The organism is Comamonas sp. wu1-DMT, assembly GCF_040187805.1.
Taxonomy (GTDB): Bacteria; Pseudomonadota; Gammaproteobacteria; order Burkholderiales; family Burkholderiaceae_C; genus Comamonas; species Comamonas thiooxydans.
Genome location: NZ_JBANEM010000004.1, coordinates 155,976 through 174,850 on the forward strand (window position 1 = coordinate 155,976; position 18,875 = coordinate 174,850).

Annotated in this window: 18 protein-coding genes and 1 pseudogene; 18 read left to right on the plus strand and 1 reads right to left on the minus strand. The window is 61.7% G+C overall.

Going from position 1 to position 18,875, the window contains the following annotated elements; all coding sequences use genetic code 11:
- Positions 1-98: 98 nt before the first annotated feature.
- From V8Z78_RS08420 to purT, 18 genes and pseudogenes are all read left to right on the plus strand, one after another.
- Positions 99-581, plus strand: coding sequence for a hypothetical protein (locus V8Z78_RS08420; protein ID WP_279089108.1), 483 nt, complete (start codon positions 99-101; stop codon positions 579-581).
- 38 nt (positions 582-619) lie between these two features.
- On the plus strand, positions 620-1,249 hold the full coding sequence (rpoE, locus tag V8Z78_RS08425) for an RNA polymerase sigma factor RpoE (protein WP_003064186.1): 630 nt from the start codon (positions 620-622) through the stop codon (positions 1,247-1,249).
- 27 nt (positions 1,250-1,276) lie between these two features.
- Positions 1,277-2,065: a sigma-E factor negative regulatory protein gene (locus V8Z78_RS08430; RefSeq protein ID WP_003064189.1), complete on the plus strand. Its 789-nt coding sequence runs from the start codon at positions 1,277-1,279 to the stop codon at positions 2,063-2,065.
- 259 nt (positions 2,066-2,324) lie between these two features.
- Complete coding sequence (locus tag V8Z78_RS08435; protein WP_003064192.1) at positions 2,325-3,824, plus strand: DegQ family serine endoprotease; 1,500 nt, start codon at positions 2,325-2,327, stop codon at positions 3,822-3,824.
- Between the two features lie 429 nt (positions 3,825-4,253).
- On the plus strand, positions 4,254-6,062 hold the full coding sequence (gene lepA, locus V8Z78_RS08440; RefSeq protein ID WP_046461209.1) for a translation elongation factor 4: 1,809 nt from the start codon (positions 4,254-4,256) through the stop codon (positions 6,060-6,062).
- Positions 6,062-7,040: pseudogene (gene lepB / locus V8Z78_RS08445) on the plus strand (signal peptidase I). The gene lepA and the pseudogene lepB overlap by 1 nt, the downstream one beginning before the upstream one ends.
- Before the next feature lie 73 nt (positions 7,041-7,113).
- Entirely contained in the window at positions 7,114-7,464 is a 351-nt protein-coding gene (locus tag V8Z78_RS08450; protein WP_003064200.1) for a DUF4845 domain-containing protein, read from the plus strand.
- A 9-nt stretch (positions 7,465-7,473) separates the two neighbouring features.
- Entirely contained in the window at positions 7,474-8,157 is a 684-nt protein-coding gene (gene rnc / locus V8Z78_RS08455; protein WP_003057967.1) for a ribonuclease III, read from the plus strand.
- The gene (gene era, locus V8Z78_RS08460; protein WP_003064203.1) at positions 8,154-9,257 is read left to right on the plus strand and encodes a GTPase Era; all 1,104 of its coding nucleotides are present in this window, start codon (positions 8,154-8,156) and stop codon (positions 9,255-9,257) included. The genes rnc and era overlap by 4 nt, the downstream gene beginning before the upstream one ends.
- 145 nt (positions 9,258-9,402) lie before the next feature.
- Positions 9,403-10,182 (plus strand): DNA repair protein RecO, encoded by a 780-nt coding sequence (recO, locus tag V8Z78_RS08465; RefSeq protein WP_003064206.1) that lies wholly within the window; start codon positions 9,403-9,405, stop codon positions 10,180-10,182.
- Positions 10,179-10,952 (plus strand): pyridoxine 5'-phosphate synthase, encoded by a 774-nt coding sequence (locus V8Z78_RS08470; protein ID WP_003064209.1) that lies wholly within the window; start codon positions 10,179-10,181, stop codon positions 10,950-10,952. Before recO ends, V8Z78_RS08470 begins: the two co-directional genes overlap by 4 nt.
- Positions 10,953-11,016: 64 nt before the next feature.
- On the plus strand, positions 11,017-11,412 hold the full coding sequence (gene acpS / locus V8Z78_RS08475) for a holo-ACP synthase (RefSeq protein ID WP_003064212.1): 396 nt from the start codon (positions 11,017-11,019) through the stop codon (positions 11,410-11,412).
- A 57-nt stretch (positions 11,413-11,469) separates the two neighbouring features.
- Complete coding sequence (gene nagZ, locus V8Z78_RS08480) at positions 11,470-12,573, plus strand: beta-N-acetylhexosaminidase (protein WP_280007289.1); 1,104 nt, start codon at positions 11,470-11,472, stop codon at positions 12,571-12,573.
- A gap of 193 nt (positions 12,574-12,766) precedes the next feature.
- Entirely contained in the window at positions 12,767-14,548 is a 1,782-nt protein-coding gene (locus V8Z78_RS08485) for an ABC transporter ATP-binding protein/permease (protein ID WP_349731229.1), read from the plus strand.
- Between the two features lie 112 nt (positions 14,549-14,660).
- Positions 14,661-15,716 (plus strand): 6-phosphofructokinase, encoded by a 1,056-nt coding sequence (locus V8Z78_RS08490; protein ID WP_003057959.1) that lies wholly within the window; start codon positions 14,661-14,663, stop codon positions 15,714-15,716.
- 54 nt (positions 15,717-15,770) lie between these two features.
- Entirely contained in the window at positions 15,771-16,241 is a 471-nt protein-coding gene (locus tag V8Z78_RS08495; RefSeq protein ID WP_046461214.1) for a hypothetical protein, read from the plus strand.
- Positions 16,242-16,356: 115 nt separating this feature from the next.
- Positions 16,357-16,710: a hypothetical protein gene (locus V8Z78_RS08500; RefSeq protein ID WP_046461215.1), complete on the plus strand. Its 354-nt coding sequence runs from the start codon at positions 16,357-16,359 to the stop codon at positions 16,708-16,710.
- Positions 16,711-16,842: 132 nt separating this feature from the next.
- Positions 16,843-18,060, plus strand: a complete 1,218-nt coding sequence (gene purT / locus V8Z78_RS08505) for a formate-dependent phosphoribosylglycinamide formyltransferase (protein ID WP_003064223.1) — start codon at positions 16,843-16,845, stop codon at positions 18,058-18,060.
- 70 nt (positions 18,061-18,130) lie between these two features.
- Here purT and V8Z78_RS08510 read toward each other — a convergent pair whose 3' ends face one another.
- Positions 18,131-18,787, minus strand: a complete 657-nt coding sequence (locus tag V8Z78_RS08510; protein ID WP_003064226.1) for a mechanosensitive ion channel family protein — start codon at positions 18,785-18,787, stop codon at positions 18,131-18,133.
- Between the last annotated feature and the right edge of the window lie 88 nt (positions 18,788-18,875).

The window sequence follows — 18,875 nt, forward strand, 5'->3', positions numbered from 1 at the left end:
CCCGCACAGGCCCTGGCCTTGCGGGCTTTGTTCTATGTGCGGCTTGATCGTGCTTTCCCTAGCTTTGCTGCAGCCGGGTTTTCGCTCATGGTCGGCCCATGAGTGCTCGCTACCATGCTCCAGCCGTTGCCTATGTCTTTGTCCGGCCTGGCTGCGCCGGAGGACTGCTGCTGCTGACCGGGATGGTCTTGCTGATGGCTCTGCTGGTCTGGTGCCTGCAAGTCCAGTCGGGCTGGTTGCAGGTGCTGCTGGCTTTGCCGGCCTTGATCCTGGCCGCAGTGCTGCTTTGCGGACAGTGGCGCAACTGGCCGCAAGGACGTCTGCTCTGGAATGGCGAGCATTGGTTGCTGGAGGCCGAAAACCCGTCAACCGCTCGGTCACTGCCTGTGCGGCTGGCGGTGGGGCTTGATGGTGGCCACTGGCTTTGGCTCAGCGTTTCGGATGTTCTGGTGTTCAGGACCAAGGGCGGCAGGCGCCGGGTGCTATGGATTTTCCTGTCTCAACGACACAGCCCCGAGCAATGGGGAGACTTGCGGCGTGCGGTATATTCCTCCATCGTGCCGCTGGCAGAGCAGGGCTAGGCCCTCGCCGGTTATGGCAGCACGCCGCTTGGCCTTTCATGACACCTCCCGATTTTCCCACTCCCTCTGCCGACAGCGATCTGGCTTTGGTCGAACGAGCCAATGCTGGCGACACACGGGCTTTTGAGCTTCTGGTCATCAAGTACCAGCGTCGCATCGAACGTCTGGTGGGCCGCATGGTGCGCGATGTCGATCTGGTGCCTGACATCACGCAGGAAACCTTCATCCGCGCCTACAAGGCCTTGCACCAGTTCCGCGGCGAGGCCCAGTTCTACACCTGGCTGTACCGCATTGCCGTTAATACGGCCAAGAAGGCCTTGATGGAAATGCATCGCTCGCCGGTGATGACCGAGAGCGCGTTACACACTGGGGACGATGAGGATGAAACTTCTGTTCACAGACAGGAACTAACGACTCAGGAAACCCCGGAAACAGTGTTGGCGGCGCGTGAAATTGCCGAAGCCGTCAACGCCGCCATGGAGGCTTTGCCCGAGGATTTGCGTCAGGCGGTCACGCTGCGCGAAATCGAGGGGCTCAGCTATGAGGAAATCGCGCAGGCGATGGACTGTCCCATAGGCACGGTGCGCTCGCGCATCTTTCGGGCACGCGAGGCGATTTCGGCCAGGGTCAAGCCCCTGCTGGAGCGCCAGGGTGGAAAGCGTTGGTAGTACAGGCAAGACGAGCAGGTGAACTTCATGAATGACGATCTGATCAAGCAGGAACAGTTGTCGGCACTGGTGGATGGCGAGGCTTCCTCGGTCCAGATGCAGGCCGTGCTCTCCTATGCGGAAAGCGACGAAGGCCAGCAGTCCTGGGCCATGTACCACCTGATTGGCGATGTGCTGCGTTCTCCGGAGCTGGCCCATCACAGTCAGCACGATATTTTGAGCGGCGTGCGCGCCCATATGGAGCGTGAGCCGATCCGTGGCATTCATCTGCCCGGTGTGACCGCAGATGCGGCCAGTTCATTGAGCTTGGGTGGTCTGGAGCAGATCACAGCTGCCGAGGAACGTGGGCAGGCGCTGGGCAATGGCGCAACCGTGGTCAGCCTGCCTGCCCGTCAGGCGGCCAATGCATCGGTCTTTCGCTGGAAAATGGCAGCCGGCTTTGCTTCGGTTGCTGCTGTGGCCGCCGTTGGCTGGGGGGTCATGCTCGCAGGTTCGGGGGGGCTGTACGGCCGCCAGGGTGGGGCGCAACTCGCTGCTCTCAGCCCGAATGCCGTGGTGGCTGCCGCGCCTGCCGCATCGCTAGGATTGAGTCAGCCCGTTTCGGGCGGTGAAGAGACGGCCATGCCCCTGGGTTCGGAAGCCCAGTCTTCCACCGTAGTGGCAGTTGCTGGCCCCAACGGCCAGACCGTGATGCTGCGTGATCCGCGTCTGGACGAGTTGTTGGCTTCTCACCCTCAGCAAAGCAGCGCGCCCAATCTGCAGATGCCTGCCAGCTTTTTGCGCAATGCAAGCTTTGCCACGGCTACCCGCCATTGATGCTTCTCCGCACAGCAGTCTTAGGCCTGAAACGCATGGTTTTCAGGTCTAAGCTTTATGCAGCTTGCGTGCGAAGCTATTGATTTAGGATCTGTTGGGCGCAGATACTGTTTGATCTGTGCCCGATTTCACGGGCCGGAGCGCTTTCAGTTGATGGCTGCTTTTGCCAGAATGCGCTTCAATGCTCTCACCTGTTTTCTCTCATGGGTCTGATTTGGCGACCCGTTCTGTCCGACGACTCGAACAAGGAATAAAAACGATGCGCACACCATCCTGGATGACGCTCAAATCCCGTGTTTCGGCTACAGCCATTGCCAGTTCGATGGCGATCGCGGCCCTGGCCGCAGGAGGCATGCTGCCGGTTACAGCTGCTCATGCCCAAAGTGCTGCAACGGCGCGCGGGCTGCCGGACTTCACGGATCTTGTCGATCAGGTCGGGCCTTCGGTGGTCAACATCCGTACGCTGGAGAAGGTCTCCAACAACAGCGCCGAAGCTCTGGGCATGGATGAAGACATGCTGGAGTTCTTCCGCCGCTTCGGCCTTCCCGTGCCCAATGTGCCGCGTCAGCGCTCGCCCAAGGGCGGTCAGTCCGAGGAAGAGCAGCCACGTGGCGTGGGATCGGGCTTCATCCTCACGGCTGACGGCTATGTGATGACCAATGCCCATGTGGTCGATGGTGCCGATGAAGTCATTGTCACGCTGACCGACAAGCGCGAGTTCAAGGCAAAAATAGTCGGCGCGGACAAGCGCACCGATGTGGCCGTGGTCAAGATCGATGCCAAAGGGCTTCCCGCAGTCAAGATCGGCGATGTGAGCAAGCTGCGCGTGGGCGAGTGGGTCATGGCGATTGGCTCGCCCTTCGGACTCGAAAATTCGGTCACAGCCGGCATTGTCTCTGCCAAGCAGCGCGATACCGGTGACTATCTGCCCTTCATCCAGACCGATGTGGCCATCAACCCCGGCAACTCGGGCGGCCCGCTGATCAATATGCGCGGCGAGGTGGTGGGGATCAACAGCCAGATCTACTCGCGCTCGGGCGGCTTCATGGGCATCAGCTTTGCAATTCCCGTGGATGAAGCGATCCGTGTCAGCGATCAGCTGCGTGCCACCGGCAAGGTCACGCGCGGCCGTATCGGCGTGCAGATCGGCCCCGTGACCAAGGACGTGGCAGAGTCCATCGGCCTTGGCAAGCCAGAAGGCGCTCTGGTGTCGGCCGTCGAGCCGGACTCTCCCGCGGCCAAGGCCGGTGTGGAGGCGGGCGACGTGATCACCAAGTTCGATGGCAAGGCCATCGAGAAGGTCTCCGATCTGCCGCGTCTCGTGGGCAATACCAAGCCCGGCACCAAGAGCACCATTACCGTGCTGCGCCGCGGCAAGCTCAAGGAGCTGAGCATGGTGATTGCCGAAGTACCTTCCGACGAATCTGCCAAGACCAAGGCAGGCAACAGTGGTGCAGGCAAGACTCCATCCGGTACGCTGGAGAACAAGGCTCTGGGCCTGACGCTGAGCGAGCTGACGTCTGCACAGAAGAAGGAGCTGGCCATCAAGGGCGGCGTGCGCGTGTCGGCTGCGGTGGATGCCGCAGCCCGTGCCGGTCTGCGTGAAGGCGATGTGATTCTGCAATTGGCGAATGCGGAAGTCTCCGATCTCAAGAGCTTCGAGGCCGCCTGGGCCAAGGCCGACAAGTCCAAGCCCGTCAATGTGCTGGTGCGCCGTGGTGACTGGGCGCAGTATGTGCTGATTCGCCCTGCCAAATAAATGTGGCGAAAAGCCTGCATGGGCTTGTTGCCATTTCGTGATCTGAAATGACAACAAGCCCTCAGCCTGTCAGTGCCCCTATGCCATTGGGTAGAATCCCACGCAAATGCATGGTGGTTGGACGCAAAAAATCACGCTGACAGGCGGTTTTCAAGCGGTGCAAAAGCCTTTGCAATCTCCGGCTGCTGATGGCTAAACGGTGTTTTCTGGTTTGTGGATAATTTGTTGATAAATGAATTCGAAAATCACAAACCGAAACTTGTCAAGCCTTGCTGGGTCTTGGCTTGCGGCCAGTTTTGCCTACAATAAAGTCCCAACTATCGCAGTTGCCAGAGATTGTTGGTTAAGGGCGCGCCGCTTGAGGGACGCGCCCTTTTTTCTTGCTGCTGCAGGCCACTTTTTTCAATTCCAAAGCTGTCTTTCTCGTTGATGAATCACATCCGTAATTTCTCCATCATTGCGCATATTGACCATGGCAAGTCCACTCTGGCGGACCGCCTGATCCAGCGCTGCGGAGGCCTTGCCGACCGCGATATGGAAGCCCAGGTGCTGGACTCGATGGACATCGAGAAAGAGCGCGGCATCACCATCAAGGCCCAGACCGCTGCCCTGCAGTACAAGGCCAAGGACGGCAAGGTCTACAACCTGAACCTGATCGACACCCCTGGCCACGTGGACTTTTCCTACGAAGTCTCGCGCTCGCTGTCGGCCTGCGAAGGCGGCCTGCTGGTGGTCGATGCCTCCCAGGGCGTGGAAGCCCAGACCGTGGCCAACTGCTACACCGCGCTGGACCTGGGCGTGGAGGTATTCGCCGTCCTCAACAAGATGGACCTGCCCCAGGCCGATCCCGAGAACGCCAAGGCCGAGATCGAGGACGTGATCGGTATCGATGCCAGCGATGCCATTCCCTGCTCGGCCAAGACCGGCATGGGCATCGACGAGATCCTGGAAGCCATCGTGGCCAAGGTGCCGGCCCCCAAGGGCAATCCCGATGGCCCGCTGCGTGCCATGATCGTGGACAGCTGGTTTGACCCCTATGTGGGCGTCGTGATGCTGGTGCGCGTGGTCGATGGCGAGCTTAAGAAGAACGAGCGCTTCAAGATGATGGCCAGCGGCGCTGCCTACGAAGCCAACAACATCGGCGTGTTCACCCCGGCCAACCAGCCGCGCGACATGCTCAGGGCCGGCGAGGTGGGTTACATCATTGCCGGCATCAAGGAGCTGAAGGCTGCCAAGGTCGGTGACACCATCACGCTGGAAAAAAAGCTGCCCAACAACCTGGGTCCTGCCGACAAGCCTCTGCCGGGCTTCAAGGAAGTCAAGCCCCAGGTTTTCGCGGGTCTGTACCCCACCGAAGCCTCTGAATACGACCAGCTGCGTGATGCGCTGGAAAAGCTGCAGCTCAACGATGCGGCGCTGCAGTTCGAGCCCGAAGTCTCGCAGGCGCTGGGCTTTGGCTTCCGCTGCGGCTTCCTGGGTCTGCTGCACATGGAAATCGTGCAGGAGCGACTGGAGCGCGAATTCGACCAGGATCTGATCACCACGGCCCCCAGCGTGGTCTACCAGGTGATCAAGGGCGATGGCGAGCTGATCGATGTGGAAAATCCTTCCAAGATGCCCGATATCGGCCGCATCCAGGAGATCCGCGAGCCCATCGTGACCGTGCACCTCTACATGCCGCAAGACTATGTGGGTCCGGTGATGACGCTGGCCAACCAGAAGCGTGGCGTGCAGATGAATATGCAATACCACGGCCGTCAGGTCATGCTGACCTACGAGATGCCTTTGGGCGAAATCGTGCTGGACTTCTTCGACAAGCTCAAGAGCGTCTCGCGCGGCTATGCCTCCATGGACTATGAGTTCAAGGAATATCGTGCTTCCGACGTGGTGAAAGTCGATATCTTGCTCAATGGCGAAAAGGTCGATGCCCTGTCCATCATCGTGCACCGCTCGCAGTCCGTTTACCGCGGCCGTGCCGTGGTGGCCAAGATGCGCGAGATCATCAGCCGCCAGATGTTCGATGTGGCCATTCAGGCCGCGATCGGCGCCAACATCATTGCGCGTGAAACCGTCAAGGCCATGCGCAAGAACGTGCTGGCCAAGTGCTATGGCGGCGACATCACGCGCAAGCGCAAGCTGCTTGAAAAGCAGAAGGCCGGCAAGAAGCGTATGAAGCAGATCGGTTCCGTGGAAGTGCCGCAGGAAGCCTTCCTGGCCATTCTGCAAGTGGAGGATTGATGCAAGTCATGCAGTGGATCACGGCCGCCATCCTGGCGGCCTTTGTAGGCTATATCGCGGCCTGGTACACCGGCTCCATCGAAGGCAACTTCGCACTGCTGCTGTTTCTGGCAACCGTGGTGACCGGGGTGTACTGGCTGGCCGAGCGCTTTTACTTCTGGCCTCGACGCCGCGCGGCTGCGGCTGCGCTGGAGCAGGCCGCGGTCGAGCGCCGCGCCGAGCTAGACCGCATGGGCATTGCCAAGACCGACATCGAAGTCTCCGAAGACGCCAAAGGTCGCATCCTCATGCAACCCTGGTGGCTGGATTGGACCGCCGGTCTGTTCCCGGTGATCGCCATCGTCTTCGTGCTGCGCTCCTTTCTGTTCGAGCCGTTCAAGATTCCCTCGGGCTCCATGATCCCGACGCTGATGGTGGGCGACCTGATCCTGGTCAACAAGTTCACCTACGGCATCCGCCTGCCCGTGATCAACAAGAAGATCACCGAAGGCAACAAGCCCCAGCGCGGCGATGTGATGGTGTTCCGCTACCCGCCCCAGCCCACGCTGGACTACATCAAGCGTGTGGTGGGCGTGCCCGGCGATGAGGTGGCCTATATCAACAAGCGCCTGAGCATCAACGGCAAGGAGCTGCCCACCCGTGAGCTACCGGACTTTCTGGACCGTGACGTGATGCGTTACTTCAAGCAGTTCGAGGAAACTCTGGGCGAGCAGCCGCACCGTGCCATCGTCAACAACGATGTGCCGGCCTTCATTCAGGGGGCGAGCAATTTCGACTTCAAGGAAAACTGCCGCTACAGCGTGGAAGGCGTGACCTGCAAGGTGCCCGAGGGCCATTACTTCATGATGGGCGACAACCGCGACAACTCGCTGGATTCGCGCTACTGGGGCTTTGTGCCCGACCAGAACATCGTGGGCAAGGCCTTTTTTTGTCTGGATGAACTTTGGTGACCTGAGCCGTATCGGCCGTTTCCACTGAGCACCAGCAATCGTTTCGTCATTTTTTCTGGGATACACGGGCAGAAACATGCCCGGCTTGAGAGGGGAAAAGCATGAAAAATCTGGCATTGCGCTCCAGGCAGCGTGGTCTGTCCTTTATCGGCCTGGTGTTTCTCGTGGCCGTCATCGTGGCGGTTGCCGCAATTGGCGCACAATCGGTGCCCGTCTTCCTGGAGTACCAGGCCATCACCAAGGCGGCCAACAAGGCCGCCGCTGAAGGCAGTACCGTTGCTGAAGTCAAGGCCAGCTTCGATCGTTCGGCCTCCATTGATGATTTCAAGTCCATCTCCGGCAACGATCTGAACGTGACCAAGGTCAACGACAAGATCGTCGTGGGCTTCGAGTATTCCCGTGAGATTCATCTGGCAGGCCCCGCCTACCTTGTTTACCGTTTCAAGAAATAGACCTTTCAGGTGGAACCTGCTCTAGTCGCTCTGCAGCAAAGGCTGCAACATCAATTTGCCAATCCGGCGCTGCTGCAGCGTGCCATCACGCACCGCAGCTTTTCGGCCGACAACAACGAGCGACTGGAGTTTCTGGGCGACTCGGTGCTCAGTCTGGCCATCTCCAGCTTGCTTTACGCCAAGCTGGCCTCCATGCCCGAAGGCGATCTCTCGCGCGTTCGGGCCAATCTCGTCAAGGAAGGCACGCTGCACAAGATTGCGCTGAAGCTGCAGCTGCCCGATCTGCTGCGCCTGGGCGAAGGTGAGGCCAAGTCCGGCGGCAAGCAGCGTCCCTCCATCCTGGCTGATGCCGTGGAGGCGCTGATCGGTGCCGTCTACCTCGATGCCGGCTTTGCCGCAGGCGAGAAAGTCGTCCACCACCTCTTCGAGGGCGTGGACATCAACCCCCATATGCGTGCGGCCGACAAAGACCCCAAGACCGCACTGCAGGAATTGCTACAGGGCAAGCGCATGAAGCTGCCGCAATACCATGTGGTGGAAATCAGTGGCGCGGCGCACAAGCAGACCTTCAAGGTCGAGTGCACGATTGCCGAATGGAATATCAGCGCCCAGGGCTCGGGAGCATCCCGTCGCATGGGCGAGCAGGCAGCCGCCGCTGCCTTGCTGGAAAAAGTGAAAGCCAAAAATCCATGACCGATGCTGCTAAGAAAAAGATAGCGGGCACCGCAGGTGCAGAAAAAGCCAAGGGCCAAAAGGGCCCCAAGTCTGTGACTACCGATATCAGCGACCCCAGCCTGGACTACATCAGCGCCATGCTGGCCGCTGCCAAGCCCGGTAGCACGCCGACTGCCATCCGCGATCAGGAGGAAGAGGCTCCGGCCCGCGTCTACGCGCCCGAAGAGCAGCGCTGCGGCCTGATCGCCATCGTCGGCAAGCCCAATGTGGGCAAGTCCACGCTGATGAACGCGCTGGTGGGCCAGAAGATCTCCATCACGTCGCGCAAGGCCCAGACCACGCGCCACCGCATCACCGGCATCCGCACCAAGGACGAGACCCAGTTCGTCTTTGTCGATACCCCCGGTTTCCAGACCAAGCATTCCACCGCTCTGAACAAGTCGCTCAACAAGACCGTGATGGGCGCGATCGGCGATGTGGACCTGATCCTGTTCGTGGTGGAGGCGGGCAGCTTCACGCTGGCCGATGCCAAGGTGCTGAGCCTGTTCAAGCCCGGCATTCCCACGCTCTTGATCGCCAACAAGCTCGACACCGTGGGTCGCCGCGCCGAGATCGCCCCCTGGCTGCGCGACATGCAGGAGCGCCATCCTTTTGCCGAGTTCGTGCCCATGTCGGCCAAGAACAAGAAGGATATCGAGCGCATGTATGGCATCTGCGCCAAATACCTGCCGCAGCAGCCCTGGTTCTACGGCGAGGACGAACTGACCGACCGCAGCGAGAAATTCCTGGCTTCCGAGACTCTGCGCGAGAAGCTGTTCCGCTTCACGGGCGACGAGCTGCCCTATACATCGACGGTGGTCATCGACAAGTTCGAGGAAGAGCCCAGCCCCAAGTTCGGTCGCTTCATGCGCATTGCCGCCACCATCGTGGTCGAGCGCGACGGTCACAAGGCCATGGTGATCGGCCAGGGCGGCGAGCGCCTCAAGCGCATCTCCACCGAAACCCGTCAGGAGCTCGAAAAGCTGCTCAATGCCAAGGTGTTCCTCGAAGTCTGGGTCAAGGTCAAGTCCGGCTGGGCCGATGACGAGGCCCGGGTCAAATCCTTCGGCTACGAGTAAAACTTTTTGACCCCCACGCTCGCTCACTGCGTGTGCTCGCTGCCCCCCGAGGGGGCCCTGACCCGGCTTAGGCCGGGTTTTGCCTTGGGGCGGCCCGGCGGCAAAACCACCCCCTTCACATTTTTGTTGTGGTACGGAGCAAGTCATGGCTAGCGCCAAACGCGTCGGCGACGAACCCGCATACATCCTGCACCAGTACGACTGGAGCGAATCCAGCCTGATCCTGGAGGTGTTCACGCGCCATCGCGGGCGCGTGGCGCTTGCGGCCAAGGGCGTCAAGCGCCATACCTCCAACTTTCGCCCCGTCCTGCTGCCGCTGCAGCCGCTCAAGCTCAGCTACACGCTGGGAGCAGAGGGTAATGCCGAGATTCATAGCCTGAAGGGGGCGGAATGGGTGGGCGGCCATGTCATGCCCCAGGGCGATGCGCTGTGGTCGGGCATGTATCTGAACGAGTTGCTGCTGCGCCTGCTGGCGCGCGATGACCCTTATACGGCGCTGTTCGATATCTATGCCGGTGTGGTGCGCGTGCTGGCTGGTCAGCATGGCGGCACGACCGAGGCCATCGAACCCGTGCTGCGCGCCTTCGAGCTGGTGCTGCTGCGCGAACTCGGCCATCTGCCCGATCTGAGGCAGGAAAGCGCAACGCTCAGCCAGCTCAACAGTGTTTTGCGTTACACCCTGGTGGCCGACGGCGGCCTGCGCCAGGCCGCCGGCTACGAGCGCGCGGCGTTGAGCGGCCAGCAGTGGCAGGCCATAGAGCTGGCGCTGCAGGCCGAGCAGCCATTTCCGAGAACCCTGAACGCGCTGGCCGAGCCGGAGGTGGCCCAGGCCCTGAAGCCGCAATTGCGCCATCTTCTGCAATACCATTGCGGCTCAACCATGCTGCGCACCCGCCAGCTGATGATGGATCTGCAATCGCTATGAATACCTCTGCCTCCCCTCGCACCGCGCTTTCGGTCAATGTCAACAAGGTGGCGCTGCTGCGCAATACCCGCCATCTGGGCATTCCCTCGGTGACGCGTGCGGCGCAGATCTGCCTGGAGGCCGGAGCGCAGGGCATCACCATCCACCCGCGTCCCGATGAGCGTCATATCCGCGCTCAGGATGTCTTCGAACTGCACGAGCTGCTCAAGAACTGGCCTGGCGCCGAGTTCAATATCGAGGGCAATCCCACGCAGAACCTGATGGACTTCATCCGCCAGACGCGCCCGCATCAGGCCACGTTCGTGCCCGACAGCGAAGACCAGTTCACCAGTGACCATGGCTGGAGCTTTCCCCAGGATGCCGAACGCCTCAAGCCGCTGATTGCCGAATGCAAGGCTCTGGGCGTGCGCGTGAGCCTGTTCATGGACCCCATCCCCGAGCAGATGGCGGCGGCCAAGGCTGTAGGTGCCGACCGCGTGGAGCTCTACACCGAGCCTTTTGCCGCCAACTGGGGCAAGGCCGAGCAGGAGCAACAACTGCAGACCTATGCCAGGGCCGCGCAGGCGGCGCTGGATGCCGGGCTGGGCATCAATGCCGGCCATGACCTTAATCGCGACAATCTGGCCGCCTTTGTGGCCCGGGTGCCGGGTCTGGCCGAAGTCTCCATCGGCCACGCCCTGATTGCCGATGCACTGGAGCTGGGCTATGCCGAGACCGTCAAGGCCTATCAGGCCTGCATCGACGCTGGCATGGCAGGCAAGAATTCCTGAAAAGATAGCTGCCAGCGCTTTGTGGGTAAGCGTTTAAGGCCTTTTTCTCTATAAGGAGCCATGGATGATTTACGGCATCGGCACCGATATCTGCGATGTGCGCCGCATACGCGCCAGCCTGGAAAAGCATGGCGAGCGCTTTGCCCGCAAGGTTCTGGCCGATGGCGAACTGGCGACCTGGAAGGCGCGCAGCGAGCGCTGGCCCGAGCGCGGCATCCGCTATATGGCCACGCGCTTTTCGGCCAAGGAGGCGTTCAGCAAGGCCGTGGGAATGGGCATGGTCATGCCCATGACCTGGCGCCATTGCGAAGTCATCAAGCTGCCCAGCGGCCAGCCTGCGATTCGTCTGCATGGCGAACTCAAGGAGTGGTTCGAGAAAAACAATCTGACGGCGCACCTGTCCGTCACCGATGAGTCCGACTACGCAGCCAGCTTTTGTGTCGTCGAAAGAAAAGAATGAAATATGGCGCTGGCACTTAATGGATAAGCGCTAGCAGCTATCAAAAACAAGTACTTCATGAGTATGCACGCCCCTCTCATCATTGATATTGCAGGTACATCGCTGACCGATGTGGACCGCGCGCGCCTTTCCCATCCTCTGGTGGGCGGCATCATTCTCTTCAAGCGCAACTGGGAGGACCGCAGCGCGCTGGTCCAGCTGTGCGCCGATATCAAGGCCGTCAAGCCCGATCTGCTGATCAGCGTGGACCACGAGGGCGGCCGCGTGCAGCGCTTTCGCACCGATGGCTTCACGCATATTCCGCCGATGCGTGCCTTTGGCGAGATGTGGATGGACGACGGCGTGCGCAGCGGCAAAGGTAAAAAATACCGCGAAGGCAGCGGCGCCATGCGGGCCATGAACGCCGCCACGGCCGCCGGCTATGTGCTGGGCACGGAGCTGCGTGCCTGCGGCGTGGACTTCAGCTTCACGCCCGTGCTGGACCTGGATTATGGCGAATCCTCGGTCATCGGCGATCGCAGCTTTCACCGCGACCCGCGCGTGGTGGCCGCTCTTGCCAGGAGCCTGATGCAGGGTCTGCTGCAGGCCGGCATGGGCAACTGCGGCAAGCATTTTCCCGGTCACGGCTTTGTGAAGGCCGACTCGCATGTGGACATTCCCGTCGACAAGCGCAGCCTGACGGCCATCCTCGACGAAGACGCCGCTCCCTATCCCTGGCTGTCCAGCGTGCTCACGGCCGTCATGCCCGCTCATGTGATCTACCCCAAGGTGGACAAGCGCCCGGCGGGCTTCAGCGAGAAATGGCTCAAGGATATTCTGCGCGCCCGTCTGCGCTATGACGGAGCCATCTTCAGCGACGATCTGAGCATGGAGGGCGCGCGCCGCATCGACGGCGCACTCATCAGCTACACCGATGCCGCGTTGACGGCCCTGAATGCGGGCTGCGACATGGTGCTGCTGTGCAACCAGAGCCTGGGTCTGGGCGAGCATGTGGACGAGTTGCTGGACGGCATGGATGCCGCGCTGCGCGACGGCCGCTGGGTGCCCGATATCGACTCCGAGTCGCGCCGTGTCTCGCTGCTGCCCGACACGGAACCTCAGGCCTGGGACGATCTGATGCGCCAGCCTGCCTATCTGCAGGCGCTGGATCTGTTGCCCTAGGCGGCACTGAGCCGGCCCGCCATCCGCTGCCTTTGACGCAAGGGCAGCGGATTTTTTTTATGCCTTTCGAAGGCTGGGCAGGTCGGCTGCTGAAATTTAAGTCTGGCCTCAGTTAGCCGGCTTAGGGTGTGCTCAGAAGCCTGGCAGCGGCATCGCCGTGGCGCCAGCGGTTCATGAATCACCGAAAGCCTGCATGACTTCCAAGAGCCCGGGACCTGAGTCCCGCAAAAACCGGTCGGGCGTGCTGCGCCAGGCCTTTTCGCTGACCCGGCCCTATTTTCAGTCCGAGGAGAAATGGAAGGCCTGGGGGCTGCTGGCCGCCATCGTGGGCCTCAATCTCGCGGCGGTGTTCATGCTGGTGCAGATCAATGAATGGAACCGGGTGTTCTATGACGCATTGCAGAACAAGCAGGCCGAGGTGTTCTGGCAGCAGCTATGGCGCTTTCTCTGGCTGGCCCTGGTGTACATCGTCATCGCGGTCTACAAGTTCTATCTGACGCAGTTGCTGCAGCTCAACTGGCGGCGCTGGCTGACCGAGCACATGTTGCAGCGCTGGCTGTCGGCCAAGGCATTCTACCGGCTGGAGCTGGGGCGCTATGGCGTGGACGGCAATGCCAAGGCCCCCGACAACCCCGATCAGCGGATTCAGGAGGACTTGAATCTGTTCACCACCTATACCGTGTCGCTTTCCATGGGGCTGCTGAATGCGGTCGTCACCTTTGTGAGCTTCGTCGGCATTCTGTGGAGCCTGAGCTCCGTCGTCGATGTCAGTTTGCCGGCCATGTTCGGCGGCGGGCAGCTGCAGGTTTCCGGTTTCATGGTCTGGATGGCCGTGCTGTATTGTCTGGTCGGCAGCGCGATCACCTTCTGGATCGGCAAGCCCCAGGTCCGACTCAACAACCGCCAGCAGCAACTGGAGGCCAACTTCCGCCATCACATGATCCGTGTGCGCGAGCATGCCGAGGCGATCGCCCTGGACGGTGGCGAGCGCGTGGAGGGTGCTCAGATCGGCCTGCGTTTCGGCGACGCCCTGGGCAACTATCTGGACCTGATCAAGAAGCAGAAGAGTCTGGGTTGGTTTACCAATTTCTTCGGCCAGGCAGCCGTGGTCTTTCCCTTCATCATTGCCGCACCGCGTTTTTTCAGCGGCGCCATCCAGCTGGGTCAGCTCATGCAGATAGGCTCGGCCTTCAATCAGGTGCAGGACTCGCTGAGCTGGATCGTCAACAACTACTCCGATATCGCTGCCTGGAGGGCCACGACTGCGCGCCTGGCCGGTTTCGACGAGAGCCTGCGCGAGCAGGAGGAGCATCCGGTCGGCGTTCAGCTTGCAGCGTCGAACCAGTTGCAGACCCGGAATCTCGATGTATCCCTGCCCGCAGGAAGCCCCATCGTGGCGGACGCCAGGCTGCAGATATGCCCGGGCCAGAGGCTGTTGATCAGCGGGCCTTCTGGCAGCGGTAAGTCCACCTTGCTGCGGGCGTTTGCTGGTATCTGGCCCTATGCGCGAGGTCGGGTGGAGCGGCCTCTGGACGTAATGTTCATTCCTCAGCGCCCTTATTTTCCCGACGGCAGCCTGCGCGATGCCCTGGCCTATCCGGAGCCGGCGGCAAGCTACAGCGACGCTGAGCTCAAACAGGTCTTGCGCGAAGCGCAGTTGCCGCAGCTGCAGGAGCGGCTGGACAGCCAGGCGGCCTGGAACAGCAGCCTGTCGGGAGGCGAGCAGCAGCGGCTGTCCGTGGCGCGGGTCTTGCTCAAGCGTCCGGCCTGGGTGTTTGCGGACGAGGCCACGAGCGCGCTGGACAATGCCGCCGAAGCGCAGATCTACAGCCGGCTGGTGCAACTGGTGCAGGGCAGAGGCGGGGCACTGGTCTCGGTGGCGCACCGCGACAGTGTGACGGAGTTCCACACGGCCCGCTGGCTGCTGCAGCCGCAGCAAGGGATCCGGGAGGCCGACCTGCCCGGGAGCCGCTGAGGCAGGCAGGTTCGGGGACAAGCAGTCTCAACCACGGTGCAGGCATGGGAGGCTCTGGCAGCGACTTTCTCGTGGGATGATGTGCATTCGAGAATCTTTGGAGAACGAGCCCATGCGCGTTGGTGTGCTGACCGGTGGCGGCGACTGCCCCGGCCTCAATGCGGTGATCCGTGCGGTCACCAAGTCCCTGATCAACCATGGCCAGTGCGAGGTACTGGGCATTGCCGACGGCTTTGAAGGGTTGATGGATGCAAGTCCGCGCGTCAGAGCGCTGAGCTGGGACGAGGTCAGCGGCATTCTGCATATCGGCGGCACCATCCTGGGCACCAGCAACAGCGCCAACCCGCTGCGCGATGCGGCCACGCTGGCCCAGGTGGGGCGCAATGTCAAGGCGCTGGCACTGGATGTGGTGGTCGCCATCGGCGGCGACGGCACCATGAGCCTGGCCCATGGCCTGGCGCAGGTGGGACTGCAATGCGTGGGCGTGCCCAAGACCATCGATAACGACATTGCCAACTGCGAGCGCAGCTTCGGCTTCGACACGGCCGTGGCCACGGTGACCGAAAGCCTGCGCCGCATCGAGAGCACGGCCATGAGTCACCACCGCGTGATGATCGTGGAGACCATGGGGCGCCACGCAGGCTGGCTGGCGCTGGAGTCCGGCATCGCTGGTGCTGCCGACATCATTTTGCTGCCCGAGATCGATTACGACCTGCAGTCCATCATCAAGGTCTGTCAGGAGCGCGAGCGGCGTCAGCGCTACACCATCATCTGCATCGGCGAGGGTGCCAAGGAAAGCGGCCAGAGCCTGACGGTGCGCGAGCGGATTGCGCACAGTCCCGACCCCGTGCGTCTGGGCGGCGTCGGCCATGTGCTGCGCGAGCGGCTGCAACCCCATCTCCAGAGCGAGGTGCGCACCACGGTGTTGGGGCATGTGCAGCGCGGCGGCGATCCGACGCCGTTTGACCGGGTACTGGCCACGCAGTTCGGCCACCATGCGGCGCAACTGGTGCTGGGCGGCCAGCTGGGCCATATGGTCACGCTGCAGAACGGCCGCATCGGCAGTGTGGCGATTGCCGATGTGGCCAATACCCAGCGCACCGTGCCGCTGGACAGCCCGCTGCTGACCATGGCGCGCGATATCGGAATTTGCTTTGGCGAGGCCTGAGCTGAGCTAAGGTGTGAGCCTGCGCGCACTTTCGGCGCGCCGGAGAAATTCAGCATGGACCGACATGAAGAAGCCGTGATGCAGCTGCTCACGGCCAACGGTGAGACTTTTGTGGCCCCCAAGTACGAGGTGGCCGATGGCTGGCAATGCCCGGCTTTCGTGGCACTGCGCCCGGCTCGTCGCCAGGTCTATGTGGTCGAGGTATCGGCTTCCGGCTATCCGCTGGCGCTGGTCAACCGTCTCAACGAGCGGGTCGAGAAATGGTATGCCCCGCTGCTGTCGCAGCTGCACGGCCTGGGCATCACGCAGCCCGACTGGGAGATTGCCTGCCTGGTGTTTGTGCGCAGCGATCAGATCGACTGGCTCAAGGAACGCATCAAGGACCTGAGCGGCGTGCATGTGCTGGGTCTGGAGCAGGCCAGCAGCCCCTGGGTCTGGGACGATGCGGTCTGGACTTCCGAGATGCGATTCGACGCGGGAAGCATTCCGCAGCGTGGCGGCAAGGCTGTCGGTCTGACGCACTGATACCCACCGAAAAATTTCAAGATATTGGCCTCAATCCCTTTGTCTTGAAGCGATTGAAGCTATCTATTTGGTAGAGATGCTGGCCCATGAACACCACTCACTCGCAGGTAGGCAGATGACTCTTTTCCGAATTCTGATCGCGGCGGCTTTGACCGCCTGCGCCGCTGCCGCCCAGGCTGCAGACTGGCAGATCTGCGATCTCAAGGTGCAGGTGCGAGAAAAGCAAAGCGGTGGCCGCGCGCTGCAGACCCGCGTGCTCGAAGCCAAGGCCAGCGGCGATGCCGAATGCCCGCAACCGGGCACGGCGCTGAGCTTCAGGCCCGAAACGGCAGACTATCAAAGCGAGCTGCCGCGCAGGCAATGGCCCAGTCCCGGTACTGCCGTGACGGTACGCTTTCGCTATCTGGACGGGCAATGCAAGAATCGCGGCGCCTGCCGCATCGAGCATTACTCGCCAATGCCGCACTGAATCTTCAGTCAGCCGCGCCATGCGCTTCATAGCTCGGCGCTGAAAGCGGCCGAATTGCCAAGCTGCAGTCACGAGAGGCTTGCCTGCTCGCCTATGATCGGGGGCTTGGCCCCATATATGCAGGATGCAACCATGACCACCCTAGGAACCCCTCTCTCCCCCAATGCCACCAAAGTCATGCTGCTGGGCAGCGGCGAGCTGGGCAAGGAAGTGCTGATTGCCCTGCAGCGCCTGGGCGTGGAAACCATTGCCGTGGACCGCTATGAAAACGCGCCTGGCCAGCAGGTGGCCCACCATGCGCGCACCATCACCATGAGCGATGCGGCCCAGCTCAAGGCGCTGATCGAAGAGGTCAAGCCCGATCTGGTCGTGCCCGAGATAGAGGCCATTGCCACGCCCATGCTGGAAGAGCTGGAGGCCGCAGGCGTCATCACCTGCATTCCCACGGCCCGCGCCGCGCGTCTGACCATGGACCGTGAAGGTATTCGCCGTCTGGCCGCTGAAACCCTGGGCCTGCCCACCAGCCCCTACCGTTTCTGTGACTCTCTGGCCGAGCTGCAAGCCGCGATCGACGGCAGCGACGGCCAGCCTGCCATCGGCTACCCCTGTGTGGTCAAGCCCGTGATGAGCAGCTCGGGCAAGGGCCAGAGCAAGATCGACGGCCCTGCCGATGTGGCCAAGGCCTGGGATTACGCCATGGCCGGCGGCCGTGTGGCCAAGGGGCGCGTGATCGTCGAAGGCTTTATCGACTTCGATTACGAAATCACCCAGCTGACCGTGCGCGCCAAGGGGGCGGATGGCCAGATCGAAACCCATTTCTGCGATCCCGTGGGTCATATCCAGCAGGCCGGCGACTATGTGGAGAGCTGGCAGCCTCACCCCATGCATCCTGCCGCGCTCGAGAAATCGCGCCAGATTGCCAAGGCCGTCACCGACGACCTGGGTGGTCTGGGCCTGTTTGGCGTGGAACTGTTTGTGAAGGGCGAGCAGGTCTGGTTCAGCGAAGTCTCGCCACGTCCTCATGACACAGGTCTGGTGACGCTGTGCACGCAATGGCAAAGCGAGTTCGAGTTGCATGCCCGCGCGATTCTGGGTCTGCCCGTGGATGCCAGCCTGCGCAACCCTGGTGCCAGTGCCGTGATTTATGGCGGTCAGGATGCCGAAGGCCTGGTGTTTGATGGTGTGGAGCAAGCCCTGGCAGTGCCCGGCACCGATTTGCGCCTCTTCGGCAAGCCCGAGAGTTTCGTCAAGCGTCGCATGGGCGTGGCCCTGGCGCGCGCTGGCGATGTGGAGCAGGCACGTGTGAATGCCAAGCTGGCCGCCAGCAAGGTCAAGCCGCGCCTGCCTTGAGGTAATCAAAAAGGGCTTCTCAGGAAGCCCTTTTGCATGGAGGCCGGGTATCAGCCGATATCAGCCGGTCTCAGCCCGAGGCAGCGGCGCTGCCGCCAGGAGTCGTGATGGCCACCGCGCACGCTTCTTCCTGGCTGGTGGCCGGCGTGTTCTCCGTCACCACCGGCATGCCGCCTTTCCAGCGGCGAATGACGCGCTGGAAGATCAGTGAGTTGGGAATCTGCAGCAGATTGGGCATGCCTGCCGGTGCGCTGTCATCCTGCAAGGTGATGTAGAGCATATTGAGGTCGATCACGCGGCCCTTGGCCCCAGGCTTCTCGGCAGTGTCGAGCACCTCGATATAGTCGCCCAGACGGAAGGGGCCGACGGTGACGATCAGCAGCGCGCAAAACAGATTGGAGAGCACGCTCCAGGCTGCGAAGAAGGCAACGGCACCCACTGTGGCAAAGCCGGTGAAAGCCGTCCAGAGCACGGTAGCCGACATGCCCAGGCGCTCCAGAATCGCCAGTATGGCGGCGGCGATGATGATCCAGCGAAACACGCCGCGCAGCGGCATGAGCAGTTCATGAGGCAGGTCATAGGCCTTGCCTGCACGCGAGATGATGCGCTTGATGAGCCAGTTGATCAGCCAGGCCACCAGGATGATGAGAAAGATCTGAACCCCGGGAATCAGGATTTCAAGCCAGTCCTGCATCCAATCGGGCAGGTGCATTTGAAGACGACGCATAACCAGTCACTCTAGAAAAACGGCAGAGGTCAGCCCAGAAGGGCTGACAGGACAATGCGCCAATCCTAGCGTCTCTTGAGAGCGGAGC